Raw genomic sequence first — 25975 nt, 5'->3', positions numbered from 1 at the left:
AAAGCATTATCCCATGATATTGTAGCCTGCATCGACGTGGAGGACTTCCCCTGTGATGCCCCGGGATAAATGGCTGAACAGGAAGAGAGCTGCATCTCCCACTTCTTCCTGATCGATTGTGCGGCCAAGCGGCGCCTTTTCCGGGACTCCTTTTGTTAAATCGTTAAAGTTGCGTATGCCTTTTGCCGCAAGGGTACGAATCGGACCGGCAGAAATAGCATTGATGCGGATGTTCTGCTTCCCAAGGTCAGCGGCAAGATAGCGCACACTCATATCGAGTGCGGCTTTAGCCACGCCCATTACGTTATAATTCGGTACCACCCGCTCACCGCCAAGGTAAGTTAATGTGACAATGCTGCCCCCGCCACTCATGACCTCCTGTGCTGCATTCGATACCGCAACAAGCGAATAAGCACTAATATCGTGAGCAAGAGCGAATCCGGACCGGGAAGTGGACACAAATCCGCTTTCAAGGTCTTCCGATTTGGCATAGGCGATGCAATGCGCAATCCCGTGCAGGACGCCAACCTCTTCTTTTACTTTAGAGAACGCTTCTTTAATATCTTCATCGCTCGTCACATCGCACGAAATAAGGATCGTGCGTTCCTGCCCAAGCGTGGAGGCCAGTTCCTCTACATTCTCCTTCAGGCGTTCACCCTGGTATGTAAATAATAAGTTCGCACCTGCGGCATGCAGTGAACGGGCAATCCCCCAGGCAATACTGCGCTTATTTGCCACGCCCATAATGAGTATGTTTTTTCCTTTCAAAATATCCATTCCGAATTTCCTCCTATGTATAAATTTACAGGCTGCTCTTTCATCCATACATATTTTACCGTTCCATTCACTATATTAAAATAAAAAGCTTACCTGCCCTTTGATTGTTTAATAATAGGGTTTCAAGCAGAGCCACAGGTGGTAATAAATTGGAAATTAAATCTGATGCCTATCACTCATTTTATGTTAAGGAGAGGAAGACCTTATGCTGCAGGTTTATGTTTCAAATCAGGAGGCAAGTCATTTCCACCCGCTAGAGGAATCATTGCACGACGAAATTGCTGCCCTTCGGGAACAGATGCACAAGGTCGCAGAGCAGAAAAAAAACCTTTCTGATCCTGCTGTCGTAAAAATCAGCCAGCTGCTGGATCAAAAATTAAACCTATATGATCGGGCAACGAATAAAGCATCGCTTTGCTTAACGTAAAAACGGTACAATCGTGGACAGAATGAGTGCCAAAGCCATAACAAAATACAAAATCTTCGACATTTTTTTCACTTCGCGGCTCACTCCCCTGCTGCGAATTTGCATAATATAAAAATAAAAATATCATTTTCTGGAATTGATTTCAATCATAAAGAAAACTTGGCTAGCGCCAAGCCGCAGGCGCTGGCGATCGCCTTAGTTGCCCTTATGTAGATAAGAAAGTTATACTTTCTTATCTACTAAAGAAAAGAAAGCCGTTTCATCGAAGCGGCCTTTTTCATGTATACGTTTATTATAACAAATACTGCTTAACTCACCTGGTGTTCAATGCGAAGCTTGTCCGCCACCATGGCAATGAATTCGGAATTCGTTGGCTTTGCCTTGCTGTTGCTTACTGTATACCCGAAGAATTTGCCGATCGACTCCATATTCCCCCGGCTCCACGCTACCTCAATCGCGTGGCGGATGGCACGCTCAACACGGCTCGCCGTTGTGTTAAATTTTTTTGCGATTTCCGGGTACAATATTTTTGTAATGGAACCGAGCAATTCTACGTCATTGTATACCATAGTAATGGCTTCACGCAAATACAAATACCCTTTAATGTGCGCAGGCACTCCAATTTCGTGAATGATGTTTGTGATGTTTTGGTCCAGGTTTCTTCCCTTTGGCGGCATAGAAGGAGTTTGCAGGCTGCGGACGGCAGGGCTCGTCCCGGCTACCTGACGCAGGCGGTTGGCCAACACATCCATGTCGAACGGCTTAAGAATGTAGTAAGCGGCCCCAAGTTCTACTGCTTTTTTTGTAATTTCTTCCTGGCCGAACGCAGTCAGCATAATAATCTTGGGCATCACGGGCAATTTCATGCCGCGTATTTGTTCCAGAACCGCCAAACCGTCAAGGTGAGGCATGACAATATCCAGAATTAAAACATCAGGTAATGTATGATTCAAGAGGTTCAGTACCTCATTTCCATTGTAAGCAACACCTACAATTTCTATATCTGCCTGAGCGTTTAAATACTCCCGAAGCAATTCAGTAAATTCACGATTATCGTCTGCAAGAATGACCCTTATATTATTCAAGTTTCTTCGCTCCTTTTATGTGTCTGTATTTATTATAGGATCGGCACGTCTCAATCGTGCGTTTCACACATGTATGCCAGGTGCAGCCATCATTTTTTTCTCCGCCTTCTAACTTCGACGCAGTCCTAGCATATCCTGCATAAAAATGCTTATTAGTTTTCGACGTATATCCTATAATTTCGACTTTTTGCAGAAGGAGTCGGATAAAAAAACTCAAGGCTGGTTAGCTCGCCTTGAGTTCTTCTGTTGACTGGTCATCCGTGTTAATTCCGGCATCCTGCAGCATCCACTCAATAAATGTTCCGTATCCGCTTGTCGGATCGTTGACGAACACATGCGTCACCGCTCCGACTAATTTGCCGTTTTGGACAATGGGGCTTCCGCTCATTCCCTGCACGATCCCGCCTGTTTTCTTAAGGAGCACAGGATCGGTTACTTTAAGAATTAACCCTTTGGTCGCAGGGTACTTCTGGGGAATGACGTTTACAATTTCGATTTTGAATTTTTCAACGGTCTGTCCGTCCACGACCGTATAAATTTCGGCTGGACCCGGCTTCACCTGTTCGGTAAGTGCGATAGGAATCGCCTGGTGTTCCAGGTTGTTCTCCGGCAGCTTTTGCATTTTGCCAAAAATGCCAAATGGCGTGTTTTTCTCAATATTGCCCAGCTTGACATTTTTCGTTTTTAAATGTGGCATATTTTTCTCCCGGCATTCCGTTCTGCCCTCTTTGAATGGAAGTTACACTGGACTGGACAACATGCCCGTCTCCGACAGCAATCGGCTTTCCGGTATCAATATCAGAGATGACATGGCCAAGGGCTCCATACTTCGTGCTTTTGGGCTCGTAAAAGGTAAGCGTTCCTACCCCGGCAGCCGAATCCCGGATGAAAAGGCCCATCCGGTACGATTTTTCTTTTTCGTCCAGCACAGGGGTTAATTCAACGTCCATCTTTTCTTTGCCGCGTGTAATTTCCAGCTGGACCGGATTGCCCTCCTTCCGGACTCATTAACCAGCTTGCCTACTTCTTCCATGTCATTAATGTAAATCCCATTTACCTTCGTAATCATATCGCCCACGCGGATATGGGCAAGTTCTCCCGGCGATATCTTTTTGCCTTTGCTGTCCACTAAATGATGGCCAACAACAAGAACCCCGACGGTGTGCAGTTGTACTCCGATTGACTGTCCGCCTGGAATAACCTTCAAATCCGGGAGTACTTTTACATCAACCGTCTTAATGGGAATGCTGGCAACTTTTAGTGTGACCTTTGCATCGCCCGGTTTGCGTGACTGAATGGTAAGCGGGTGGCGCAAATCAACCTGGCTGACACGATTTGCGTGGTCTAGCTCAATGACCTCCGGGTTGCTCGTTTCCAGCGTGCCCATAACCGGAGCGGTGAGTGACAATTGCTCAAGGGAGCCCTGGAACGTTCGGATTTTCTCCGGGAAGGACGCAAATTGCTGAAAAGGGGCTGATGAGAAAGTGAAAAGAGCGAGTGCAAGTAAAATGCAGCCTAGTACTGTATTCTTTCTGTTACGGGTGTTCAACGGGTCATCACGCTCCTACACGTTCCCTACCTACACCTCCATATTTCTGTACTACTAATGTTTCCGTACGCGGCTGCATTTATAACACGGTACCCTTAAACAATGTATTCCTTTTGCCCCTCCTGTTTAGTAATCAACCCAGTTTTTCTTTGATTAGCGCTGCCTGGGCCAGCATTTCCCTGGCATGTTCCCTTGTTGTTTCCGTGACTTCAACGCCTCCAAGCATTCTTGCAAGCTCGATGACCTGTTCCTCATACGTGAGCTGCTCAACGCTTGTCTGGGTTTCCTGCTCGTCCATTTGTTTTTCAATCCGCAGGTGGGCATCCGCCATGCTTGCCACCTGCGGCAGGTGCGTAATACAAAGAACCTGCCGCCTGCGGGAAACGCGGACAAGCTTCTCCGCAATCGCCTGGGCCGCACGTCCGCTCACCCCGGTATCGACCTCATCGAAAATCATGGTATCAATATTTTCCGCATCCGCCAGAATGGTCTTCATCGCCAGCATGATACGGGACAGCTCCCCGCCTGATGCGATTTTGGAGACAGGGCGCAGCGGCTCCCCGGGGTTCGGAGCGATAAGGAACTCGACCTGGTCGATCCCTCTGGATGTAAGGCGGAATTTGGTCCCTTCGATATCAAGTCCTTTCGGATCTTCTTCCTGGGTGACCGCAATTTCAAACCGTGCCCGTGACATATGCAGATCCTTTAGCTCCTGTTCGATGGCTGCGGACAGTGTATGTGATACTTTCGCGCGAATCTGGGACAGCTCGATCGCTTCCACTGCCAGGTCCAGGGCCGTCTCCCTAAGCTTCTTCTGCAATTCTTCAATCCGCGAGTCCCGGTTCTCCATGCCGTCCAGTTCATCTTCAATCGATGCCGCATATTCGAGAATTTCATCTACGGAAAGGCCATACTTTCGTTTCAAACGTGTGATTTCATCCAATCGGCTCTCGATTTGGGACAGCCGCTCCGGATCAAATTCGATGTTGTCGCGGTAGGCCCTTATCGTTCGTGCCGCCTCCTCAATTTGGTAGAACGCGTTCTCAATCATCTGATGTGTTTCGCGCAATTCTTCATCATAGGGCAGCACCGTCTCCAAATTGGCCATTGCGTTACTCACCCAATCAACCCCGCGCTGTTCCCCAACAAGCGACTGATAGGCATCTTCGAGACCCCGTACCATTTTCTCACCGCCGGTCAGGCGCTTTCTCTCCTTGTGAAGTTCCTCATCTTCTGTCGGCTTAAGGTTCGCAGACACGATTTCCTCCAGTTGAAACCGGTACATATCCATGCGCTGCACCATTTCCCGCTCATTGGAAGAAATGTAGTCAAGCTCCGAACGCAGCTCCTGATAGCGGCTATACAACTTGCCGAACTCCCGGAGAGCCGGGCTCGCTTTTTCATCACCAAAAGCATCAACCCAGTCGATGTGGCGCTCTCCCTGCATGAGGGACTGGTGTTCATGCTGCCCGTGAATATTAATGAGCCACGGGGCAAGTTCACGCAGCATCGCCAGCGTTACGAGCTGCCCATTAATGCGGCAAATCGTTTTCCCTGCGTTTGTAAGTTCACGGCGTACGATGATCATACTTTCTTCCGTTTCCACCCCAAGCTGCCGCAAAATACCGAGTGCAGGAGCTTCACCTTCGAAGTCAAACAGCCCCTCAATTTCAGCTTTTTTGCAGCCATAACGGATGTAATCAGAAGAACCTCTTGCTCCAAGGAGCAGGCCGAGTGCATCAATTAGAATCGATTTTCCGGCACCGGTCTCACCGGTTAAGATAGTAAGCCCCCGCCCAAAGGAAACGGAGACTTGTTTAATTACTGCAAAATTTTTGATGGTTAATTCAAGAAGCATCGCAAAGACCCTCCTCGCCTAAAGCATGTCAATAAAACGCTGCGACATTTCGTCCGCATTTTCTCTGCCGCGGCAAATAATAAGAATGGTATCATCCCCGCATATCGTACCGAGGATTTCCGGCCATTCCAGGTTATCGATTAAAGCACCGACGGCATTGGCATTCCCCGGCATTGTTTTCATTACCAGCAGGTTGTCTGTCTTATCGATGCTTATAAAGCTGTCGATAAGCGTCCGCTTCAGCTTATGCTGAGGGTTAAAGCGTTGATCCGCCGGCAGGGAATACTTATATCTTCCGTCGTTTGTCGGCACTTTCACAAGGTGCAGTTCTTTAATATCTCTTGATACGGTGGCCTGGGTCACGTTAAAACCCGCTGCGCAAAGAAAGTCCACAAGTTCATCCTGTGTTTCAACGTCATTGCGTGTAATAATTTCCCTGATTTTTATATGGCGCTGGCCCTTATTCATACTTTTCCCTCCATGTTAAACCTCAGTGGCGGATAGCCCTGTCTACGGACCTTCCCCCTGCAATTTTTTCCGGACGACCTCAAAAAAACTCCGCTCTTTCCATTTAATTAGTGAAGTCATATGCGGGGAGCGGCGGATGACAATTTCATCATCCAGCTCCAGCGGGTAGCCCAGTTGGCCGTCAATCGTAAGTCCAATATCCTGGTGCGTGGCATCAACTACGACATGTATTTCTTCATCACAGGGAAGAACCATCGGTCTGGCCGTGAGGGAATGCGGTGCTATAGGTGTAAGTAAAATCGCGCTAATATACGGGACGACAATCGGCCCTCCCGCAGACAGCGAATAAGCGGTTGAGCCTGTTGGGGTGGAAACAATAATGCCGTCACCGTTATATGTCCCTACATACAAATCATCAACATATACTGTACACTTAATCATCCGTCCAAAGCTTCCTTTGGCAATGCCGATATCGTTAAGTGCGACCGATTGATTGATGCGGTTTCCATTTCTTATAACTTCCGTCTCCAGCATCATCCGGTGTTCCACGCAATAATCCCCATTCAAAATCTGATCAACAGCATGCGGTAAGTCATCCGGCTCCGATTCCGACAAAAATCCGAGGTGCCCGAGGTTAATCCCGAGGATCGGAATGGAGTGCGGAGCAATTTCCCTCGCTAGCCCGATAAGTGTACCGTCTCCGCCAAGCACGAAAATAATATCAACATGCTTATGAAAATCCGCAATCGGAAGCGCGAGGTCCTGTCTTTCTATGTGGTTCGCTACGACTTGATCAATGTATACGCCGGCGTTCTTCTCTTCAAGAAGCCTTACAAGCTCACGTGCCACAAGCCAGGCATTCGGTTTATCCTTATTCATTGCAATTCCAATGGTTTTCAAAAAAAACACCTCAATATAAAAGGGTAAACAGCGAACAGCATTTTTCTTTTCCTATTATACCTTTTTTCAAAAAGAAATGCATAAAAATGCAAAAAGAGGCGGCAGGTTAGTGCCACCCCTTGGACGCTCATTCACACGCCGGTTCCATTAAAACGTTGCATGCGCCTCACGGACAATTTCGTCCATTTTCCCTTCCCAATCGATTTGGGCAGCAGGCAGGTAGGACCATTCAAGGTCGAAAAGAAACTCAATGTTTCCTTCTCCGCCTGTAATCGGAGAGAAGGAGACGCCTCTCATGTGAAAGCCGATTTGCTGGCTAAATTGCAGCGTATTCCGCAGAACTTCCCTATGAACAGCCGGATCGCGGACAACACCATGCTTTCCAACCTGATCCCTGCCAGCCTCAAACTGCGGCTTAACGAGCGCCAGCACACGGGCCCCCTCATCAAGGAACTCCTTAAGGACGGGAAGAATGAGGCGGAGAGAAATAAACGATACATCGATGGTGGCAAACTGCACCTTTTCCCCCTGCCACTCCTCCGCCTTTAAATGGCGGAAGTTTGTCCTCTCCATAACGACAACCTTTTCATTTTGCCGCAGCGACCAGTCTAACTGGCCATACCCGACATCAATTGCATACACAAGCCGTGCCCCGTGCTGCAGAGCACAGTCCGTAAATCCGCCCGTGGAAGCGCCGATGTCCATCACAACCGCATCGGTCAAGTCAATATTAAATGTCCGGAGCGCCTTCTCCAGTTTCAGCCCGCCCCGGCTGACATACGGGTGAACCTGTCCCTTGACGGAAATCGGCTTCTCTGCATCCACTTTTGTTCCGGGCTTGTCATACCGTTCGGTTTCCACATAAACGAGGCCCGCCATGATTGCGGCCCTCGCTTTTTCTCTGCTTGGAAAAAATCCTTCCTGGACAAGCCGTACGTCAATTCGTTCTTTTCTTGCCATCAGCTACGCTCTTTGCCTCCTCGCCGGCCATAGGGAGCGGACTTTCTGCGCCACGTTTTCCGGCGTTAATCCCGTTTCCGCTCTCTGTTCGCCCACGCTTCCGTGCTCTACGTAATAATCCGGAATCGCCATTGGCTCCACGACCATATCGTGGTAACCGGCCCCTGCATAATGCTCAAGCACGGCACTGCCGAAGCCGCCCTTCAAAGACCCTTCCTCAAGCGTAATCACGCTGTATCCGTCTCTTGCAAGCGCATTAAGCAATTGTTCGTCAAGGGGTTTGGCAAAGCGCGCGTTAATGAGCATCGGCTGGATTCCTTCGGCCTTCAACAGGTCAGCCGCTTTGTAGGCGGTAGGCACCATGTTTCCGAACGCAACGATAGCGACGTGCGCTCCTTCCCGAAGAACCTCCGCTTTACCAATCGGAAGCACCTTCAGTTCTTCATCCATCTTTACGCCCTCTCCGTTCCCGCGCGGATAGCGGAATGCGATAGGGCCTTCCTCGTAGTGAAGCGCCGTATTTACCATATGCTGCAGCTCATTTTCATCCTTCGGCATCATAATCGTCATATTTGGAATGCTTCGCAGATAAGCGATGTCGTACACACCCTGGTGTGTCTCGCCGTCGGCTCCAACAAACCCGGCACGATCAATCGCAAACGTTACATTTAGATTTTGCCGGCATACGTCGTGAACGAGCTGGTCATATCCGCGCTGTAAGAAGGTCGAGTACACAGCGAACACCGGCTTTAACCCCTGTGTAGCAATGGAGGCTGCCATCGTCGTCGCATGCTGCTCGGCGATTCCAACGTCGAAGAAACGTTCCGGAAACTTTTTAGCGAACCCGGTAAGCCCTGTGCCGCTCGGCATTGCTGCCGTAATCGCAATAATGCGCGGATCATCGGCAGCCAGCTTCTCGATCGTTTTGCCGAAGACGCTCGTGTAGCTGGGAGGCCCTTCTGCCTTATAGACTTCTCCGCTCTCTATTTTATATGTGCCGACTCCATGGAATGTATCTGAGGCGGCTTCTGCAGGCGCATAGCCCTTTCCTTTTTTCGTGATGACGTGAACAAGGACAGGCCCTTTGGTGTTTTCCGCCTGGCGCAGGGTTTCTATCAATCCTGGTAAATCGTGGCCATCGATCGGTCCGAGATAAGTAAAGCCTAATTCCTCAAACCAAACCCCGGGAACAACGAGATATTTCATGCCATCCTTTAGCCGCTCCGCCATTTTAGCCACCGTGTTGCCGACGGCGGGTATCTTTTTGAGCAAGTATTCCGCTTCCTCTTTCGCTCGCTTATAGCTGCCGTTCGTCCTTAATTTACCAAGGTAATTATGCAGAGCCCCGACATTCGGAGCGATGGACATTTCATTATCATTTAAAATAATCGTCAAATTTTTACCTTCGTGGCCGATATGGTTAATCGCCTCCAGGGCCATCCCGCCTGTTAGAGCGCCGTCTCCGATGATAGCAATGACATTATGTTTTTCTTTTTTCAGGTCACGGGCAATCGCCATTCCCATCGCTGCTGACAGGGAGGTGCTGCTGTGCCCGGTTTCCCACACATCGTGCTCGCTCTCATTTCGCTTTGGAAATCCGCACAATCCTTTGTATTGGCGCAGGGTGTCAAATTGCTCCATACGCCCTGTCAGCATCTTGTGGACATACGCCTGGTGCCCTACATCCCAGATAAACTTGTCCTGTGGGCTGTTAAAAAGATAGTGCAAAGCAAGCGTTAGCTCTACAACGCCAAGATTCGGTGCCAGATGCCCTCCAGTTACGGAAAGGTTGGAAACGAGAAACTCTCTTATTTCCCCGGCAAGTTCAGTTAACTCGGCAATATTTAGTTTTTTTAAATCCTCAGGGGAGTTGATGGTCGATAACAAGGAAAACTCCTCACTTTCGCGCGTTTCATTCTAGTATACTATACGGTGAAATTAACAACATGGTATCACAAACAAAAAATAAAAACCAATTGACTCTAACGTTTTTAACCTTACGGTCTTTTTCTCTATGACTTTAAAGCAAGATATACTTTCTTATCAGTAAAAAAGCCGCAACCAGTATGGTCACGACCCGCCGTCGATATGTAAGAGAGTGGTCACTCTGCGAGTAAAACCTGTGTCTTAGGTCCAGTAGGATTTCCCAGAAAAGACACCCCAACGTCGCCGTTACGGGCGGTTTCCCTTTACGCTTCTCTCAGCTCCGTCACCGGAAGCCGGACTGGATTGCCACTTAGTACACACTTCAATCCTCACAAAGCTACGCTGCGTGCGAACAGTCTAGGAGATTTCCTCTACAGCCCTGAACCGCCTTCCTAGCCTCTTTTGCAGTACAAATTTCATGCCGCACCGAAATCGTATTTTTTGGCCAAAAAAAACGCGAATCCTGAATCCGGCAATCCCTTCTGCACCACGCAAGGCAGGCTACGCTGTACGTTCACTCCTGCGCAAACAGCAAACAGGACTGGATACAGGTTCATACCCCAGGCCATGGCAAGCGATGCTATCGCGATGCCACGCACCTGGGCCTCCGCGGAAGGAGGGTCAACGCCCACATGCCATTGTGGATCGCCCTCCAACCTTAACCCCCACCACAGACCCCCGACTGGGCGTCGTGAGCCTGCACCAGGGACTTCATCGATGTGCCCTTTGGCGGATTTTTAGCCCCGCCTTCAGAAAGGGTAGACTGACTAGAATACTGCACCACTCTTCAGGTACTTTAAATTATAGCATAAATACCGGCTTTCAACAATGAATCAAGCCTCATTACTAGTGGTCGCGCTGGATGATAAAAGCAGCGAGGGAATGCAGGAGGCTGTCGCTTGGAAGCTGAGCTTCCCTTAACGCCTCCCCGGCATCCTCGATTAGCGTATGCAGAATCGCCGTTGATTCCTCCAGCCCGAGCAGAGCCGGGTACGTTGATTTGCTGCGCTCTGCATCGCTTCCCACCGGCTTGCCGATTTTTTCTTCGTCACCGATGACGTCAAGAATGTCATCTTTTATTTGGAAGGCAAGCCCGATATTGTTTGCATACCGGGTAAGCGAGGCCAGCTGGCGCTCGGAGGCGCCGGCCAGTATGGCCCCGGCGCGCGCGCAGAACACGAGCAGATCAGCGGTCTTATGCTGGTGAATATACTGCAGTTCCGCTAGGGAAAGCTGCTTGTTTTCCGCTTCCATGTCGGCGGCTTGCCCGCCAACCATTCCCTTCGCCCCGGCGCAGGAGGCAAGCTCGGATATAATCCGCAGAAGACGAGAGGCTGGAACTCCGAGGTTTTCCGCCCGGCAAATCACCTCGAATGCATAGGTGAGAAGAGCGTCCCCCGCTAGAATCGCCATCGCTTCCCCGTATACTTTATGGTTCGTCGGTTTTCCCCGGCGAAAATCATCATTATCCATTGCCGGTAAATCATCATGAATAAGCGAATAAGTATGAATCATTTCAATCGCACAGGCAATCGGAACCGCCGCATCAGCGGGTTTATCAAAAGCTTCAAGCGTGGCAAGAACAAGAACCGGGCGCAGCCGTTTCCCCCCCGCCTGCAGCGAATACGACATCGACTGGCGCAGCGCCTCAGGTATATCCGGGGTATCGAGTGATTTTAACAGGTGGTCTGTAATTAGGGCCGCTTTTTCGTTTATGTATTCTGCAAGGCGAGCATCCCTCACTCTTCTTCTCCCTCCAATTCGAACGGAACAACCTTCTGCTCCCCTTCCTGTTCAAGCAGCATTTCTATTTTTTGTTCAACATCGCTCAGCTTGCTGCTGCACGTTCGCGAAAGCTCCATTCCTTCCTGAAAAAGAGCGATGGCCTTCTCCAGCGGCACCTCCCCGGCTTCTAATTGTTCCACAACCTCTTCCAGCTTCTCCATCGCCTCTTCAAACGGCAAATCATTCTTTTTCTTGGCCATCTATCTTCTCTCCTTCAATTCCCCATACTTGGCAATCCAGCGTTCCGTTTCTAAGCTGTACCTTAATCGGGTCACCCGGATTGACATCGTTTACGCTTTTCACGAGCTGGCGCTCCTGAATCCCATCTTTAAATACAAGCGAATAGCCGCGGTGCATCACCTTGAGTGGACTCAGCGCGTCCAGCTTTGCGAGTTTCCGATCGAGCTGCTCTGAGGCAGTATGCAGCGCTGTCTCCATGGCCCTCTTCAAGCGTTCCGTCTGCTGCAGGACGCTGTTCTGGGCACGCTCAACCTGAAGCCCGGGATTGTGCCGCAGAAGAGATTGGTGCAGCTCGTTCCATTCACTTCGTTTCTGCCTGTTGTACTGAATCCCCGCTTTGTTCAACCGTTCCTGCAGCCGATCAAGCTGCTGTTCATACTGAACGATCTGCCTTCCAGGCTGGCGGAAGATATAAGAACGCTGAATCTTTTCCAGCCGCTGCCGCATATGCCTGACCTGGTAGCGAAGCGAGGTAGACAGCCGTCCCGATAACCCCTGAATCCTCTCCTTCAGTTCGAGGATATTAGGCACAGCGATCTCAGCGGCGGCTGTAGGTGTGGCGGCACGCATATCAGCGACGAAGTCGGCAATCGTAAAGTCGGTTTCGTGCCCAACAGCAGAAATGACCGGAATGGCGGAATCAAAAATGCTCCGGGCAACCGATTCTTCATTGAACGCCCACAATTCCTCGATGGAGCCGCCGCCCCGGCCAACGATAATGACATCCACCTCTCCGCGTTCATTCAGCTGTCTGATGGCCCGGCTGATGCCGGGGGGCGCATACTCCCCCTGCACAGCAACCGGGAACAGCAAAATATGGCCTGCCGGGTACCGCCGTTTGATTGTGGTAATAATATCGCGTACAGCTGCACCGGTCGGCGACGTAATGACACCGATGGTCCGAGGATATGCCGGGATGGCCTTTTTTCGTTCCGGCGAAAATAATCCTTCTTTTTCAAGGCGTTCCTTTAATTGTTCATATGCGAGATACAGGCTCCCTATTCCATCGGGCTGCATTTCTTTTGCATACAGCTGGTACTGCCCGTCCCTCTCATACACAGAGATGGAACCTCGGATTAAACCCGGGTTCCGTTCTTGGGGATAAATTTAAGGTACCGGTTATGTCCGGCGAACATGACGCCTTTCATCCGGCTCTCCTCGTCTTTGACGGTGAAGTACATATGTCCGCGGGAGTGGTGGGTGAAATTCGAAAGCTCACCCCGGATCCACACATCCTGCAGCAGTTCGTCAAACTCGATCGTGTCTTTAATGTACCGGGTAATTTCTTTCACAGAAAAAATCTGCCGGTTTTCGTTCACTGCGCTCGCCCTTCCTGTCTCCCGTTATTGCTGCGGCAGACCCGCGAGCCTCTTTGCCGCTTCTACGGTATTTTTTAAAAGCATCGTAATCGTCATCGGGCCGACGCCGCGCGGCACAGGGGTAATGTAGCCGGCTGCCTCTTTAACGGATTCAAACTGCACGTCGCCGACGAGCTTCCCGCTCGCTGCCCGGTTCACGCCTACGTCAATAACGATAGCGCCCGGTTTTATGTATTCTGCACCAATCATTTCCGCTCTTCCAACGGCAACGACGAGAATGTCGGCCTGTTTTGTCACCGAAGCTAAATCCTGTGTGCGTGAATGGGCGATTGTTACGGTTGCGTTTTCCTGCAATAATAACATAGCTACCGGTTTTCCTACAATATTGCTTCTCCCGATGACAACCGCATGCTTGCCAGAAATTTCCTGCCCTGAACGCTTGATGAGTTCAATAATACCATGGGGCGTGCACGGTAAATAGCAATCGTTCCCAATTAACATATTCCCCACATTCACGGGTGTAAATCCATCCACATCTTTATCGGCCCGGATTTTATCAATGACTGCCTTCTCAGAAATATGAGCAGGCAAAGGGAGTTGTACAAGAATTCCATGAATGTTCGGATTTTCATTAAAAGCTTCGATTAAATCCAATAGCTCACCCTCGGTAATCGCTGCTTCTTTGTATACAACCTCAGAATAAATCCCGGTTTCTTCACACCCTTTAATCTTTCCTTTTACATACGAGTGCGAAGCGGGGTCGTCACCGATGAGAATCACGGCTAACCCCGGAAGAATTCCATGCTGCTTTAAACCGTTTACTTCCTCCCGTAATGCGGCACGAATATCGTCCGCTACTTCTTTTCCGCTTATCACCGTTGCTGTCATAAATAAAACCCCCTGTCCGCTTTTTCTCGTTTCCACCTTGCAAGCCCGATTCGGGCTACACCAAACGCGTTGTCCCCTGCATAGGCAGGATCTGCAAAATAAAGGCGTGCTTTTACCGCGGGATGGACTAATCTTTTCACGAGGCGCTCCTTGATATACCGATTCGCTGAAACCCCGCCGACGATAAGCATATCGCGCGGAAACCCATTCTCCGCTGCCCTTCTTAGTACTTTTTCCAGCGTGGCCGCAATGCATTTTTCAGCCGCCCGGGCGATGAGCGGCGGGCTTACCTCTTGCTTTACTGCCCGCATCAGAGCAGCCTCCGGTCCCGAGAAACTAAAGGAATAGCCGGAAACGGAAGAAGGAACCGAGAAGGCTTCCGTTTCCGGATGCTCATCTGTCTTCGCAGCAAGCTGCTCAAGGTACGGACCGGCAGGAAAGGGAAGTCCCAGCGCGACGCCAACCCGATCAATTAATTGTCCTGCGTGCAAATCGTTCGTCTCTCCTATGCATTCAATCTCGTACCCGTCGGCCGTGCGTTTGCACGCGAGCAGCTCACTTGTCCCCCCCGACAGATGTACAGCCAGAAATTCATCCGCCACAAGCGGCGTGTCCGTTGTACATTCCCCTGCCGCGATATGTCCTTCCTGGTGGGACGTATAGTAGAGCGGAATTTGAGTAAAATGGGCGAGCATCTCTGCCGCCATCTCTCCTGCAAGAAATACCGGCATATAACTGCCTGCCACAGGTCTCGGGCTCCGGCTGACAGCCACGGCGGCAAGGCGCTGGCCTTCCACGGCCATTTTCCTGGCAAGCGTTGGCAGGCGCTTGACATGCTGAAAGAGAGCTTCAGACTGCTGGAGCCCTCTTTCGCCTGCCTCAACGGACAGCAGTTGCTTTTCTTCCGCCACAATTTTCCCTTCAGTGTCAACGAGACAGAGAGATGTGCGGTAATTGCTCGTATCAATTCCTAGGATAACGTCCATAGGCGCTATTCCTCTTGTTTGCCCTTTTCAATGTCTTTGGCCATGCTCGATAGCACACCGTTAATGAACTTCGGGGAATCGTCTGTTCCAAACAGCTTAGCCAGCTCAACCGCTTCATTAAGCGTCGCACCGACCGGGATATCATCCCGGTACATCATCTCATACCCTGCGAGGCGCAGGATGGCCCGATCGACATTGGCCAGGCGGCCAACTGTCCACCCCCGCAAGTTCTGGCTTACGATCTGATCGATTTCGGCCTGGTGCCGGACCGCCCCTTCAACAAGCGCGGCAAGGAATTGTGTATCCGCATCTTCCCGGCTTACCTCATCGTTTTCCTCCATCAGGTTTCCCAGTACTTCCTTTGGATCCGTCTGCGTCATATCAATCGAAAACAATACTTGCACTGCTTTCTCGCGAGATTCACGTCGATTCATTAGCAACCACCTTTTGTATTATCCGTATTTACTATCTTTACCCACTACTAAATTACCATTCCTCAAAAAAAGCGCCAAATCCTTTTTATTGTAAGGAATTGACGCTTTCATTTACAATATACCGGAAGTATCTCCCTTTCACATTTTCACCTGTTATCGCTTCGTAAACTTTCCGGGAAGAATTCGATCCAGCACTTCTCCAAGGTCCTCTTCGTTGTCAAACTTACGTCCGAAGTAAAATCCCGTCGCTACAAACACCGAGAATACAATCGTTTTAAAAAAGCCTACGAGTAGAAACAGCAAACCGAAAATGAAACCTGCTGTTATGCCAATGGCCTTTCCCCTGTTCTCCATAATAAATTGCCAGAACATAGGCATCCCTCTATTCCACACGCCGCACGCGTGTTCCCGTATTCGCCTGTGCTACCTCAGACACAAGCACAGTGACCTCGGAGATTACCACGCCTGCAATCAATTCCACATGCTGCTTCACGCCCTGTTGAACCTGCTCCACAAGCACAGGGATCGGGGTGTCTCCGTCCACTGTAACTTTAATGTGAACCGATGTACCGTTTTCCTCCGGTCTTACTTTTGCTTTCAAGTCCCGTATGCCGCGCACCTTTTTTGCGGCATGTGCGGCCAGGCTTTCGAGCGTGTCAATCGTGATGCGGACATCACCGTATTCCGTCGTGCTGCGGACAGCTGGCGGAGCAGGCTGGCGTCCGGCTCCCCTCAGGCTTGTGAACAAAAACTTAACACTAATTAAAAAGAAAATGGCTGCAGCTGCAAAATAAATAAGACTCGTCCGGGATGACGAATACATTTCTTCGATAATCGCCATGACGTATTCGTAAGAAATAAGGTTTAGGCTTGTAGCCATAACAAATAAGGAAACAACAACGAGTGCCAGGCTGTAGAGCGTTAGAATAAAGCGATCAAATAAATTCACGAACGTCCTCCTTCAAATAAGCAAGACCCCCTATGGAGCCTTTCTAGCGAACGCGGTGTGCCTCTTCGGATAATGCTTTCTTTTCCTGTTTTAAATGAACATCCACAATATGTACATTCACCTGCGTTACAATAAGGCCCGTCATGTTCTGGATAGAATCCCGAACATTATCCTGCACCTTCTGTGCTACGTCAGGGATTTGCTGTCCGAATTCAACAATAATATAAAGATCGATTGCCGCTTCCTTATCTTTCACGTCCACCCGCACGCCGCGGCCTGTTTTACGGCCCAGGCGCTCTACTAAATCACCTACGATTCCGCTGCTTAGCCCGGCTACACCGTCAATTTCGGATGTTGCCATATGGGCGATGACTTCGATAACTTCAGGGGCAATCTCAATTCTTCCCAAATCAAGCTGTGAAAATTCAATACCTGCTTCCAATAAATAACACCTCCTTCAAAGATTTATTCTACGCCTATTATAGCAACCATCACGCTATAAGACAATTTTGCTCTTTGAAAGGAGGTGTAGTTTTTGCAGCCTACTCTTCTATTTTCAAATCATACGTTTCAAGGAATTTCGTATTGAAATTGCCTTCCACGAACATTTCATGTTCCAGAAGCTTTAAATGGAACGGAATGGTTGTGTGCACGCCATCGATGACCGTCTCGGCCAGCGCCCGCTTCATGCGCTGGATGGCATCGTTGCGATCCTTTCCCCACACAATGATTTTGGCAATCATCGAATCATAGAAAGGCGAGATTTGGTACCCTTCATATGCTGCACTGTCAACGCGGACGCCAAAGCCTCCCGGTGGGAGATAGGAGCGGATCGTTCCCGGGGACGGCATGAATTTCTTGGCAGGGTTTTCAGCATTAATCCGGCATTCAATCGCCCACCCGATAATTTCTACCTCTTCCTGCTTGAAAGACAGCGGATGACCTGCGGCGACCATAATTTGTTCCTTTATCAAATCAATGCGGGTAATCCACTCTGTAACCGGATGTTCTACCTGGATGCGGGTATTCATCTCCATAAAATAAAACTTCCCGTCTTTATCCAGCAGAAACTCTACCGTGCCGGCTCCATGGTAATTCACAGCTGCGGCAGCCGCAACAGCAGCGCTTCCCATCTGGTGACGCGTCTCTTCATCGAGAGCAGGCGAAGGCGCTTCTTCCACCAGCTTCTGATGCCGGCGCTGAATCGAGCAATCCCGCTCACCCAGATGGCACACATTCCCGTGTTTGTCCGCGATAACCTGAATCTCAATGTGGCGCGTATCCTCAAGATACTTCTCCAAATACACACCCGGATTCCCGAACGCTGCCTGCGCCTCAACCTGCGCCTGGCGAACGGAAGAAATCAATTCCTCCTTCGTACGGGCAACGCGCATTCCTTTTCCGCCGCCGCCTGCGGTCGCTTTTACAATAACAGGATAGCCCGCATCTTCTGCGACACGGATCGCTTCATCAATGTCGGTAATCAGGCCATCCGTTCCCGGCACGATTGGGACCCCTGCATTTTTCATCGTTTCGCGGGCGATGTTTTTATCTCCCATTTTCACGATAGCCTGCGGCTCGGGGCCGATGAACGTAATGTTGCACGCGGCACAAATTTCTGCGAAGTCCGCATTCTCAGCGAGGAACCCATACCCCGGGTGAACAGCGTCCACTCCGGTTGTTGTCGCTACGGTCATCAGATTTGTCATATTTAAATAGCTGTCTTTGGAAGCCGTTGGCCCAATACAGTACGCCTCATCTGCCAGCCGTACATGCAGAGCGTCTTTATCAGCGGTTGAATATACGGCAACCGTTTTAATCCCCAGTTCATGGCACGCGCGAATAACCCGGACAGCAATCTCTCCACGATTAGCTATTAAGACTTTTTTAAACATAGAAATCCCCCTATTCCGGCTTCACGAGGAAGAGAGGTTGTCCATACTCTACCAGCTGCCCGTCTTCAACGAGAACTTTTACGATTTCTCCGGAAACTTCAGCTTCGATTTCATTAAAGAGCTTCATCGCTTCAACAATACAAACAATCGTATCGTTCTTCACCTTATCACCGGCCTGAACAAAGGCAGGCGCGCTCGGTTCTCCTGATTTGTAGAAAGTGCCGACCATAGGTGACGTGATTTTATGTAAATTCGCATCTTCCACATTAGCGGACGGCACTGCAGGTGACGACGGTGCGGACTGTGGTGCAGGTGCTGCTAGCGGCGCAGGTGCCAGTTCGGGAGCCGGTGCGGCTGCCTGGACTTGCGGCACTTGCGGTGCAGCGGGAGCCGGCGCAGCTGCTGCCGCACTTTCTGTTCCCTTCTTAATGGAGATTTTCATCCCCTCTTCTTCAATCTTAAATTCTGTAATATTTGATTGGTCTACTAGTTTGATGATTTCTCTAATTTCATGGATCTTAAACATGCAATGCCCACTCCTAACTTATTTTTCTATGTACTTGCACAGAATTCAACACTTGTATTATAACATAAAGCAAAAACTTTTTGGCGAGGCGGAATTGAATTATTTCTCAATTCACACACCCATCCTGTCTGCCGATTCCCCTTATGGCACTGCGCCATCGCTATGCAATAAAACAAGGATAGGGCTGCGAAAATTGACAATTCCGCGGCCCTATCCTTATGTTCTTACGGCTTGTAGCTGACTACAATGTTGTTGCCAGGCACCTTCATATGCTGTTTTACGAGGCTGATGATTTCGACAGCCTTTTCTTTTTTGAGTGAATTTGCCTGTACTATTACACGTACCATATCATCTTTCGCGATAACGACGACATTCTTATAGCTGCCCGCTGACTTTACAAGTTCCTCTACCTGTGTTTGGTTGTCTTTCAGGGCAGCCAGTTCATCGTATTTTTTTCTTGCCTCAGCAATCGTTTCTGATTTTGCATCGCTGTTCGACATCACTTCCATAAAGCGGTCCATTTCTTGTTCCTGTCTGGCGTCTCTATCCATTTTATAGCTGATGAAGTAGTCATCCGACGGCGCGGCGGCCGGCGTTTCCGGCGCAGCCTCTTTCGTGCTCACGCTGATGTCCTTGTTTCCCCCCACCAGATCCCCCTGTGTTTTGCCTGCATCATTCGTGTTGCCGGTCGCTACAGGAACCTGCTGTGAAGGACCCTGAAAAAGATAGTAAGCGGACAGGACAACGAGAATTGCCAGCATGGACAGCAGCCAAACGGTTTGTTTTTTTAATACCATGTTACATCCTCCTTAAGGTTTTTTAGGTAAAATCGAGATTTTATAAGAGGGAACGGCAAGCACTTTCTGTACGGCTTCAAGGATCCAGGCTTTCACCTGGAGATTCTGGGCACCTGATGCAACGACAACGACCCCGCGGACCCTGGGCTTTACCGTTTTCAAAACAACCGGCTGCTCGTCTTTGTCTTTTCTTGTGATAACAACCTGCTCCTGGCTGGATTCATCGTTAATTTCCCGTGTAGCACCCTTATCCGCTTCCTTCGTCACCTGGCTATGCTTGTTCCGGTTTTTCTCTACAACAATTTCTTCCGTCGAATCGATATTTACCATAACCGAAACCTGTCCTACCCCGTCGATACTTTGCAGAACATCCTTTAGCTGTTTTTCATACATCGCTTCATATTCTTCCATTGTATAGGATTCGTGGTTTTTCTGGGCAAGCACAGCCGTGCTCTCTGCCGGTTCGGGGGGCTTTTTCGGCGTATTCTGCAGTCCGTTAAAAAAAGAACTCAGGATCATAACCGCAATTCCGAGCGCTCCTATAATAAGCAGCGTTTGAATTCCAGCCGGCCGCTTTCGCGTTCCATCTTCGTCTCCCTTTATCCGTTTCCACTTCTCACTCCATTTCTCTCCCGCCATGTTATCCTCCCCCCCTCTCCCGCCATCTGACATCAACCGCGTTGTCGGGCACGTTCCAGGACAGAGAAAGCGAAGATCGAATTTCTTTCTGAAGCGGAGATTGCTCTCCCATTACGGCGACGGTTTCCTCCCTTGGACGATGGTCTTTAGCAGGGTTAATTTCTACCTTAACTGGCTCTACAGGCTTGATGTCCACTCCCTCCTTTCCTGTCCCGGGGTCCGGAGATTTTGCATCCCGGTTAAGGACAATCACCATTTCTCTAATTGGCTGCTTCCCTTCTTTATCTGCAGCCTGCACCTTCACTGTGACAGAATCAACCGCTACCTTATACTGCTGTTCCACCTGTTTTTTAACAAGCTGGCTGATTTGAGATTCCACATATGCGGCCGCGGTTTGATTCTGATTTTCCGTCAATTGCCCGGCGAGCTTCTCCACCCGCTGGAAATCAAAGGAGGCTCCCTTGTTCTCCATCGTCTGCAGTACGAGATCGTCAACTGAAATGTCCTTTTTTACGATATCAAGCAGCGGAGAGAGCAATGTCAGCATGATGATTAGCCCCATGACGAGCTTTACATACTTGCCGTACGTCGTGCTCGGGAGAAGCAAATCAAGAAAGGTGGCCAGCAGGACAAGAAGAATAATTTTTTTTAACCAGAGTGTAATGGCTGCTATCATTGCACACTCCCCTTACCGCATCATAACGGATACGTTTGCGGCGGAAATAATAATCGTCACAGCAAGAAAAAACATTAAACTTACGGTAGCGAGGGCAGCAAATACATAAATCAGGTTTTTGCCGATAATGCTCAGACAAGAGAGGATCGGGCTGTTTCCGAGCGGCTGCATGACCGCTGAGGAAAGGTTGTAGATGAGAGCAAGCGCGATAATTTTAAGCGCAGGAAACACCGAGATGAAGACGATGAGCAAGACACCGGCGATTCCTACCGTATTCTTGATAAGCAGCGATGCCCCTACGACCGTATCCGCCGCGTCCGCAAACATTCTTCCGACAACCGGGATAAAATTGCCGGCGACATACTTCGCTGTCCGAATCGCCACTCCATCCGCAACAGCCGTTGCCGCCCCCTGGATTGAAATCACACCAAGAAAAATCGTCAAGAAACTGCCAAGAAGGCCCAGGCTTATTGTCCGCAGCAGCTGCGCCAGTCTGGTGAGCTGATACTTGACAGAGAACGTGCTGACAATGCTGAGAACGGCCGACAGAAAAAGCAGCGGAAAGATGACGCTGGAGATTAAAATGCCGCTCGTGTTAATAAGAAAGATAATCATGGGGTGAAACATCGCAGCGGATGTTATGCTCCCGGTAGAAGCAAGCAAAGCAAGAACGAGCGGCATCAAGGCAAGCATGAAGCCTACAATATCGTCAATGGCCCCCTGGGCGAACCCGATCGCAATCCGGAAGCTATTAATCGCAAGGATGATAAGGACGATGTAAGAAATCGCGTAGGCAACAGAGCTTACGGCATTTTTTTCAAACGCGGTCTGCAGCGTCTCAAGCACCATGGCAAATACGGTGATAATGAGAATGGCTCCCAGCAATTTTCCGTTTACAAGCAATTCGTGAAACAAGAAGGACAGCATTCCTTTCAGCACACCGGCCAGTGTAATGGTGTGCTCGCCGGTCAGCATTTCAAACAGGCTTTTCCCCTGGCTCTCCGGGAGATATCCGTTGTATTTATCGAGCAGGTTCTTCCAGAACGCTTCAATTTCCTGTGTGTCCAGGCGTTCAATCTGGCTATTTACCACTGCCTCCTGCGGGGAAGCAGCAGCGGACGCGCTCGTTATGCTTTGCATAAGCAGAAAAACGAAAATCCCGAATCCGGCCAGCCAGTGCAGCATACGTTTCTGCTTCATTTTCTTCACACCTTTTTATGAAGGGAGTAGCTGGATAATGGTTTCAATAATGACGGAGAGAATCGGAATCGCCATAACCATAATGAGCACTTTTCCCGCCAGTTCAATCTTAGAGGCAATCGCACCCTGGCCCGCATCCCGCGTGACCTGTGCTCCGAATTCCGCAATGTAGGCAATGCCGATAATTTTAAGAATCGTATCAAGGTACACGATATTTAAGTTGGCCTGCATCGCCATTTTCTCAAGCATGCGGATGACGTCTGAGATTTTGCCGATGAGAAACAGGAAGATAATAATCCCTGTAAACATGGCGAGAACAAAGGCAAACATCGGCTTTTGTTCCTTAATGACTAAGCTTAAGATAGCAGCAATGATACCGAGCCCGACTACTTGAATAATCTCCATTCGCTTCCCGCCCTTACCGGAACAGAAAAACCCGCTTAATTTCTTGAAATAAGTCATTAATGAACGATGCCACCATAAACAATACGACAATGAATCCAATTAGTGTTACCCAATGAGCCCAGTCTTCTTTGCCGGATTGTTTCAGTACGGTATGAATCATGGCGACGATGATCCCCATCCCCGCGATTTGGAAAACGGCATTCACGTCATACCCCATGTTCTCCACCTCTCAATATAGTAAGATCACAATCAGGAGACCACCTAATATACCGAGGCTTTTGCACACCTTCTCGTATTTTTTCTGGCTATCCCTCGCATTGTTTTCTTCGCTCTGTAAATTTATAACCGTTAGCTTTAAATGCTTCTGCTGATCCTCCCTGTCACTGCGCCCGAGAATCCCTCCCAGGTGGAGCAGTACTTCCTTCTCCGGTTCTTTAAGTGCGGTAGCAGGCCATACCTCATTCACGGCTTTTCTCCAGCATTCTTCCGTCGTGTCTGCCTGCTCCTCCAGCATCTCGCTCGTTCTTGCAAACAAACGGGCGACATCTCCCTGTACTCTCCGGGAAATGCTGTGCAGCGCCAGGTGAAGCGGGGTGGAGCCGTATACGATTTCCGTTTCAAGAATTTGCAGGCCCATTCGCAGCTGGCGTATTTGCAAGGGCCGCTTAGCGAAGCGCCCCGCCATCCGCATTCCGATAAGTGTTCCTGATAACAGTACCGCCGAGGCGCCGAGAAGCTTCAGCATCGCATTCGCTCTCTGCATTCCTTGAAGCTCTCGTCGTAAAGCGCGGCAACCGTACCTGCCTTCGGACTGGAGGTAAGGACAACGTAACGGTGAAAAACGCCGGATTGCAGAATACGGGAGAGGAGCGGCCGACGCGTAATGTCCTTTATATCCCTGCCGTGAACGCTCGTAATCACGCTGATCCCTGCGTGGATCGCTTCTTCCAGGGCGTATCCGTCTTCCGTCCGTCCGATCTCATCTGTGATGAGAACTTCCGGAGACATGGAGCGGATCATCATCATCATCCCTTCCGCTTTCGGACAGGCATCCATCACATCTGTTCTGGGGCCCACGTCTTTTTGCGGAATCCCCCCCACACAGCCCGCAATCTCCGAGCGCTCGTCGACAATGGAAACTTTCTTCGCCGGGAGCGCTTTCGATCCGTAGCTAATTTTTCTCGCTAAATCCCGGAGCAGCGTCGTCTTTCCGGATTGAGGCGGTCCGATAATGAGCGTATTTGCAACGAGCCCGTTTTGTATAATGAGCGGCAGAACCGGATCGGCTGTCCCCTGCTTCTCGCGTGCAATCCGTATGTTAAAACTAGTAATGTCACGAATAAGCTTCACGCTGCCTCCCTCCAGAACGGCCTTTCCCGCAATTCCCACGCGATGCCCGCCCTGGATTGTAATATATCCCCGCCTCATCTCCTCCTCCATCGTATAAAGTGAATGCTGGCTCAGCCGATTCAGAAGCTGTGCCGCCTCTTCCCGTGAGAAAAATACCGCTTCCGCAGGTCCTGCACTCCATGGCCTCTTTCGGATAGAAACCAGGTTCTTCCTCCCGCAACACATTCCAGCGGCCGTTCTGCACGGAGCCGGATTTCCTCCATTGCCGCCAATTCGACTGCCGGCAGCAGGCTCAACCGCCTGCGAACCGTATCGGGCAGTATACGTAAAATATCATCAATCACCTGTGTCGCCCCTTTTTGTCCAACCATACTTATCACATTCATATGGTAAGCCTGGCCACTTTATGACAAAGAAAGGGCAGGAATTCCTTCCTCCCCTAAAAACAAGAAAGCAGGCAGGGAAAATCTCCTGCCTGCTGTATGCATTCATTCATTAATTAAGCCTGCTGCCTACCGTGTATCCATCAGGAGCATACAAATCATCCTCATGGAGGTAAATTTCATCAATCATGTCATCGTCATCATCATTGAGGGCGAATTCATATTCATCGTCGTAATCATAATCTTCGTATTCCTCCTCATCGAAGAGGAAGGCTTCTGTTTCGGCAAGGTCTTCATCAATGGCTTCGATGTACTCCTCCTGTTCATCGAGGCGCGCATGCGCATCCATAAGGGAGTCGTTCATTTCCTCCATAAAACGTATCATGTGGTGAATGAGCTGGCCTTCTTTACTTTTTTCTATTTCCATCCCATCTGCAAGTCCACGCAAGTAAGAAATTCTGCTTTCAGTATCCATTGTAAAAACTCCTCCTTTCCGATTCGTTTTTAGTATGGCTTTTCAGCGGAGATTTAACCCCATTCTTTTCGGATACACTACAAACGGTGTACGGAAAGGAGAGGTGGCCAATTGCCGCATATTAACATTCAGAACACACCTTTATATTACGAAGAAACAGGGAAAGGATTTCCTATTGTCTGCCTGCATGGGCTGGGGCTCTCTCATGTAAACTGGCGCGGCCAGGTTGACTACTTCTCCGATCGCTTTCGCGTTATTACATACGATGTACGGGGACACGGACGGAGCGGGATTTCCCTGCAGATTCCAGCGGACCAATACCTTAGAACACTTACTGCCGATTTAAAGGAACTGCTTGACTATTTGGGGATCGAGAAGGCTCATTTTCTCGCTTATTCTTCTGGAACCGTTATTTTGCTCCATTTCCTGCTTTCACACAGTGAACGGTGTGAGAGGGCTGTTCTAACCGGTGCGTTTCCAAAACTCGGCACGATGTACCGTTACAGTAAGTTTACGGCTTCTTATCTTGCCTCACTTGTAAATGCTACCCGGTACGAAGCACATGGCGTGGCAAAAGTAAACGGAGCGAATCAGCAGCAGGTTCATCAATTCAAGGAGCAGGCATTGAAAGTCCGCCGCTCCGAAACGCTTTTGTTTTTGCGCTCGCTCTTCACCTACGACATTACGACGTCTTTATCCCGAATTCAAACCCCTGTTCTGCTCGTCTACGGGGAAAATGAACGCAAAATGATGAAATACCGGCACACGCTTCTCACCTCTCTTCCCAGAGCAGAAGCATGCCTGCTCCCCAGGATATCGCATGCCTGCCCAACGAAGGCATGCGATACATTTAACAGGATCGTAGAAGACTTTTTATTACCGGATGGAGAAAATCAAGGGCAAAATCATCGAGAATAACACTGCCAGCTCCAGGCATGACACGTCTGTGCAGGAGATTGTACAGGCGATTCAACAAATGGCAACCTCGGTCGACTCCATAAACAATTTTGCAGAGGGTAACCTGTAACTGAGCAGCGAAAAATAACCCTCACGCCTATAACAGGCATGAGGGTTATTT

The 25975-nt window shown here is 49.6% G+C and carries 30 protein-coding genes and 2 pseudogenes; 2 read left to right on the top strand and 30 right to left on the bottom strand.

What is annotated here, in order from left to right:
* Positions 1 to 6: 6 nt before the first annotated feature.
* Positions 7 to 777 carry an enoyl-ACP reductase FabI gene (fabI, locus tag MBEAL2_RS06375; RefSeq protein WP_047151503.1) on the bottom strand — a complete coding sequence of 257 codons (771 nt, stop codon included), beginning with the start codon at positions 775 to 777 and terminating at the stop codon, positions 7 to 9.
* Between the two features lie 205 nt (positions 778 to 982).
* Between fabI and MBEAL2_RS06370 the strand changes: the two genes are divergently transcribed.
* Positions 983 to 1204, top strand: a complete 222-nt coding sequence (locus tag MBEAL2_RS06370; protein ID WP_047151502.1) for an aspartyl-phosphate phosphatase Spo0E family protein — start codon at positions 983 to 985, stop codon at positions 1202 to 1204.
* 308 nt (positions 1205 to 1512) lie between these two features.
* Here MBEAL2_RS06370 and spo0A read toward each other — a convergent pair whose 3' ends face one another.
* The 29 genes and pseudogenes from spo0A to MBEAL2_RS06230 form a co-directional block, all read right to left on the bottom strand.
* Positions 1513 to 2289 (bottom strand): sporulation transcription factor Spo0A, encoded by a 777-nt coding sequence (spo0A, locus tag MBEAL2_RS06365; protein WP_047151501.1) that lies wholly within the window; start codon positions 2287 to 2289, stop codon positions 1513 to 1515.
* Between the two features lie 223 nt (positions 2290 to 2512).
* A pseudogene (spoIVB, locus tag MBEAL2_RS06360) lies at positions 2513 to 3838 on the bottom strand (SpoIVB peptidase).
* A 133-nt stretch (positions 3839 to 3971) separates the two neighbouring features.
* Positions 3972 to 5696 carry a DNA repair protein RecN gene (recN, locus tag MBEAL2_RS06355; protein ID WP_047151500.1) on the bottom strand — a complete coding sequence of 575 codons (1725 nt, stop codon included), beginning with the start codon at positions 5694 to 5696 and terminating at the stop codon, positions 3972 to 3974.
* A gap of 18 nt (positions 5697 to 5714) precedes the next feature.
* Positions 5715 to 6164, bottom strand: coding sequence for a transcriptional regulator AhrC/ArgR (gene ahrC, locus MBEAL2_RS06350; RefSeq protein ID WP_047151499.1), 450 nt, complete (start codon positions 6162 to 6164; stop codon positions 5715 to 5717).
* Between the two features lie 42 nt (positions 6165 to 6206).
* Positions 6207 to 7064, bottom strand: a complete 858-nt coding sequence (locus tag MBEAL2_RS06345) for an NAD(+)/NADH kinase (protein WP_047151498.1) — start codon at positions 7062 to 7064, stop codon at positions 6207 to 6209.
* Positions 7065 to 7211: 147 nt separating this feature from the next.
* Complete coding sequence (locus MBEAL2_RS06340; RefSeq protein ID WP_152667720.1) at positions 7212 to 8027, bottom strand: TlyA family RNA methyltransferase; 816 nt, start codon at positions 8025 to 8027, stop codon at positions 7212 to 7214.
* Positions 8028 to 9911, bottom strand: coding sequence for a 1-deoxy-D-xylulose-5-phosphate synthase (dxs, locus tag MBEAL2_RS06335; RefSeq protein WP_047151496.1), 1884 nt, complete (start codon positions 9909 to 9911; stop codon positions 8028 to 8030). It lies immediately after the preceding gene.
* A gap of 455 nt (positions 9912 to 10366) precedes the next feature.
* Positions 10367 to 10606: a hypothetical protein gene (locus tag MBEAL2_RS06330; RefSeq protein ID WP_047151495.1), complete on the bottom strand. Its 240-nt coding sequence runs from the start codon at positions 10604 to 10606 to the stop codon at positions 10367 to 10369.
* A 190-nt stretch (positions 10607 to 10796) separates the two neighbouring features.
* The gene (locus MBEAL2_RS06325; protein ID WP_152667719.1) at positions 10797 to 11693 is read right to left on the bottom strand and encodes a polyprenyl synthetase family protein; all 897 of its coding nucleotides are present in this window, start codon (positions 11691 to 11693) and stop codon (positions 10797 to 10799) included.
* Positions 11690 to 11935 (bottom strand): exodeoxyribonuclease VII small subunit, encoded by a 246-nt coding sequence (gene xseB, locus MBEAL2_RS06320; RefSeq protein WP_047151494.1) that lies wholly within the window; start codon positions 11933 to 11935, stop codon positions 11690 to 11692. Before xseB ends, MBEAL2_RS06325 begins: the two co-directional genes overlap by 4 nt.
* Positions 11916 to 13294: pseudogene (gene xseA / locus MBEAL2_RS06315) on the bottom strand (exodeoxyribonuclease VII large subunit). The gene xseB and the pseudogene xseA overlap by 20 nt, the downstream one beginning before the upstream one ends.
* Positions 13295 to 13318: 24 nt before the next feature.
* On the bottom strand, positions 13319 to 14182 hold the full coding sequence (gene folD, locus MBEAL2_RS06310; protein ID WP_047151493.1) for a bifunctional methylenetetrahydrofolate dehydrogenase/methenyltetrahydrofolate cyclohydrolase FolD: 864 nt from the start codon (positions 14180 to 14182) through the stop codon (positions 13319 to 13321).
* Positions 14179 to 15168: a tRNA (adenosine(37)-N6)-threonylcarbamoyltransferase complex transferase subunit TsaD gene (locus MBEAL2_RS06305; RefSeq protein ID WP_047151492.1), complete on the bottom strand. Its 990-nt coding sequence runs from the start codon at positions 15166 to 15168 to the stop codon at positions 14179 to 14181. Before MBEAL2_RS06305 ends, folD begins: the two co-directional genes overlap by 4 nt.
* Positions 15169 to 15173: 5 nt before the next feature.
* Positions 15174 to 15602 (bottom strand): transcription antitermination factor NusB, encoded by a 429-nt coding sequence (gene nusB / locus MBEAL2_RS06300; RefSeq protein WP_047151491.1) that lies wholly within the window; start codon positions 15600 to 15602, stop codon positions 15174 to 15176.
* A gap of 153 nt (positions 15603 to 15755) precedes the next feature.
* Positions 15756 to 15974, bottom strand: a complete 219-nt coding sequence (locus MBEAL2_RS06295) for a DUF2273 domain-containing protein (protein ID WP_047151490.1) — start codon at positions 15972 to 15974, stop codon at positions 15756 to 15758.
* A 10-nt stretch (positions 15975 to 15984) separates the two neighbouring features.
* Positions 15985 to 16551 carry an alkaline shock response membrane anchor protein AmaP gene (amaP, locus tag MBEAL2_RS06290; protein ID WP_047151489.1) on the bottom strand — a complete coding sequence of 189 codons (567 nt, stop codon included), beginning with the start codon at positions 16549 to 16551 and terminating at the stop codon, positions 15985 to 15987.
* Between the two features lie 43 nt (positions 16552 to 16594).
* On the bottom strand, positions 16595 to 16993 hold the full coding sequence (locus MBEAL2_RS06285) for an Asp23/Gls24 family envelope stress response protein (protein ID WP_047151488.1): 399 nt from the start codon (positions 16991 to 16993) through the stop codon (positions 16595 to 16597).
* A gap of 100 nt (positions 16994 to 17093) precedes the next feature.
* A complete protein-coding gene (accC, locus tag MBEAL2_RS06280; RefSeq protein WP_047151487.1) occupies positions 17094 to 18446 on the bottom strand; it encodes an acetyl-CoA carboxylase biotin carboxylase subunit in 1353 nt (450 codons plus the stop codon).
* Between the two features lie 10 nt (positions 18447 to 18456).
* The gene (gene accB / locus MBEAL2_RS06275; RefSeq protein ID WP_047151486.1) at positions 18457 to 18972 is read right to left on the bottom strand and encodes an acetyl-CoA carboxylase biotin carboxyl carrier protein; all 516 of its coding nucleotides are present in this window, start codon (positions 18970 to 18972) and stop codon (positions 18457 to 18459) included.
* A 224-nt stretch (positions 18973 to 19196) separates the two neighbouring features.
* Positions 19197 to 19769: a SpoIIIAH-like family protein gene (locus tag MBEAL2_RS06270; RefSeq protein WP_047151485.1), complete on the bottom strand. Its 573-nt coding sequence runs from the start codon at positions 19767 to 19769 to the stop codon at positions 19197 to 19199.
* A 12-nt stretch (positions 19770 to 19781) separates the two neighbouring features.
* Positions 19782 to 20408, bottom strand: a complete 627-nt coding sequence (spoIIIAG, locus tag MBEAL2_RS06265) for a stage III sporulation protein AG (RefSeq protein WP_047151484.1) — start codon at positions 20406 to 20408, stop codon at positions 19782 to 19784.
* 1 nt (position 20409) lies between these two features.
* Positions 20410 to 21084, bottom strand: coding sequence for a stage III sporulation protein AF (spoIIIAF, locus tag MBEAL2_RS06260; RefSeq protein ID WP_047151483.1), 675 nt, complete (start codon positions 21082 to 21084; stop codon positions 20410 to 20412).
* A gap of 12 nt (positions 21085 to 21096) precedes the next feature.
* A complete protein-coding gene (spoIIIAE, locus tag MBEAL2_RS06255; protein ID WP_152667718.1) occupies positions 21097 to 22284 on the bottom strand; it encodes a stage III sporulation protein AE in 1188 nt (395 codons plus the stop codon).
* Between the two features lie 15 nt (positions 22285 to 22299).
* Complete coding sequence (gene spoIIIAD / locus MBEAL2_RS06250; protein ID WP_047151482.1) at positions 22300 to 22689, bottom strand: stage III sporulation protein AD; 390 nt, start codon at positions 22687 to 22689, stop codon at positions 22300 to 22302.
* A gap of 13 nt (positions 22690 to 22702) precedes the next feature.
* On the bottom strand, positions 22703 to 22906 hold the full coding sequence (gene spoIIIAC / locus MBEAL2_RS06245; RefSeq protein WP_047151481.1) for a stage III sporulation protein AC: 204 nt from the start codon (positions 22904 to 22906) through the stop codon (positions 22703 to 22705).
* 12 nt (positions 22907 to 22918) lie between these two features.
* Positions 22919 to 23452, bottom strand: coding sequence for a stage III sporulation protein SpoIIIAB (gene spoIIIAB / locus MBEAL2_RS06240; RefSeq protein WP_236692702.1), 534 nt, complete (start codon positions 23450 to 23452; stop codon positions 22919 to 22921).
* On the bottom strand, positions 23428 to 24264 hold the full coding sequence (gene spoIIIAA / locus MBEAL2_RS06235; protein WP_500778838.1) for a stage III sporulation protein AA: 837 nt from the start codon (positions 24262 to 24264) through the stop codon (positions 23428 to 23430). Before spoIIIAA ends, spoIIIAB begins: the two co-directional genes overlap by 25 nt.
* On the bottom strand, positions 24159 to 24425 hold the full coding sequence (locus MBEAL2_RS32675; protein WP_236692701.1) for a hypothetical protein: 267 nt from the start codon (positions 24423 to 24425) through the stop codon (positions 24159 to 24161). Before MBEAL2_RS32675 ends, spoIIIAA begins: the two co-directional genes overlap by 106 nt.
* 109 nt (positions 24426 to 24534) lie before the next feature.
* Complete coding sequence (locus MBEAL2_RS06230) at positions 24535 to 24897, bottom strand: CD1247 N-terminal domain-containing protein (protein WP_052947525.1); 363 nt, start codon at positions 24895 to 24897, stop codon at positions 24535 to 24537.
* A 111-nt stretch (positions 24898 to 25008) separates the two neighbouring features.
* Between MBEAL2_RS06230 and MBEAL2_RS06225 the strand changes: the two genes are divergently transcribed.
* Complete coding sequence (locus MBEAL2_RS06225; RefSeq protein WP_047151479.1) at positions 25009 to 25815, top strand: alpha/beta fold hydrolase; 807 nt, start codon at positions 25009 to 25011, stop codon at positions 25813 to 25815.
* Positions 25816 to 25975 lie beyond the last annotated feature (160 nt).

Origin of the sequence: Aneurinibacillus tyrosinisolvens, from assembly GCF_001015055.1 — a bacterium.
GTDB classification, from domain to species: domain Bacteria; phylum Bacillota; class Bacilli; order Aneurinibacillales; family Aneurinibacillaceae; genus Aneurinibacillus_A; species Aneurinibacillus_A tyrosinisolvens.
The sequence above is the reverse complement of the archived record's forward strand: the minus strand, read 5'-3'. Positions and strand labels throughout refer to the sequence as shown.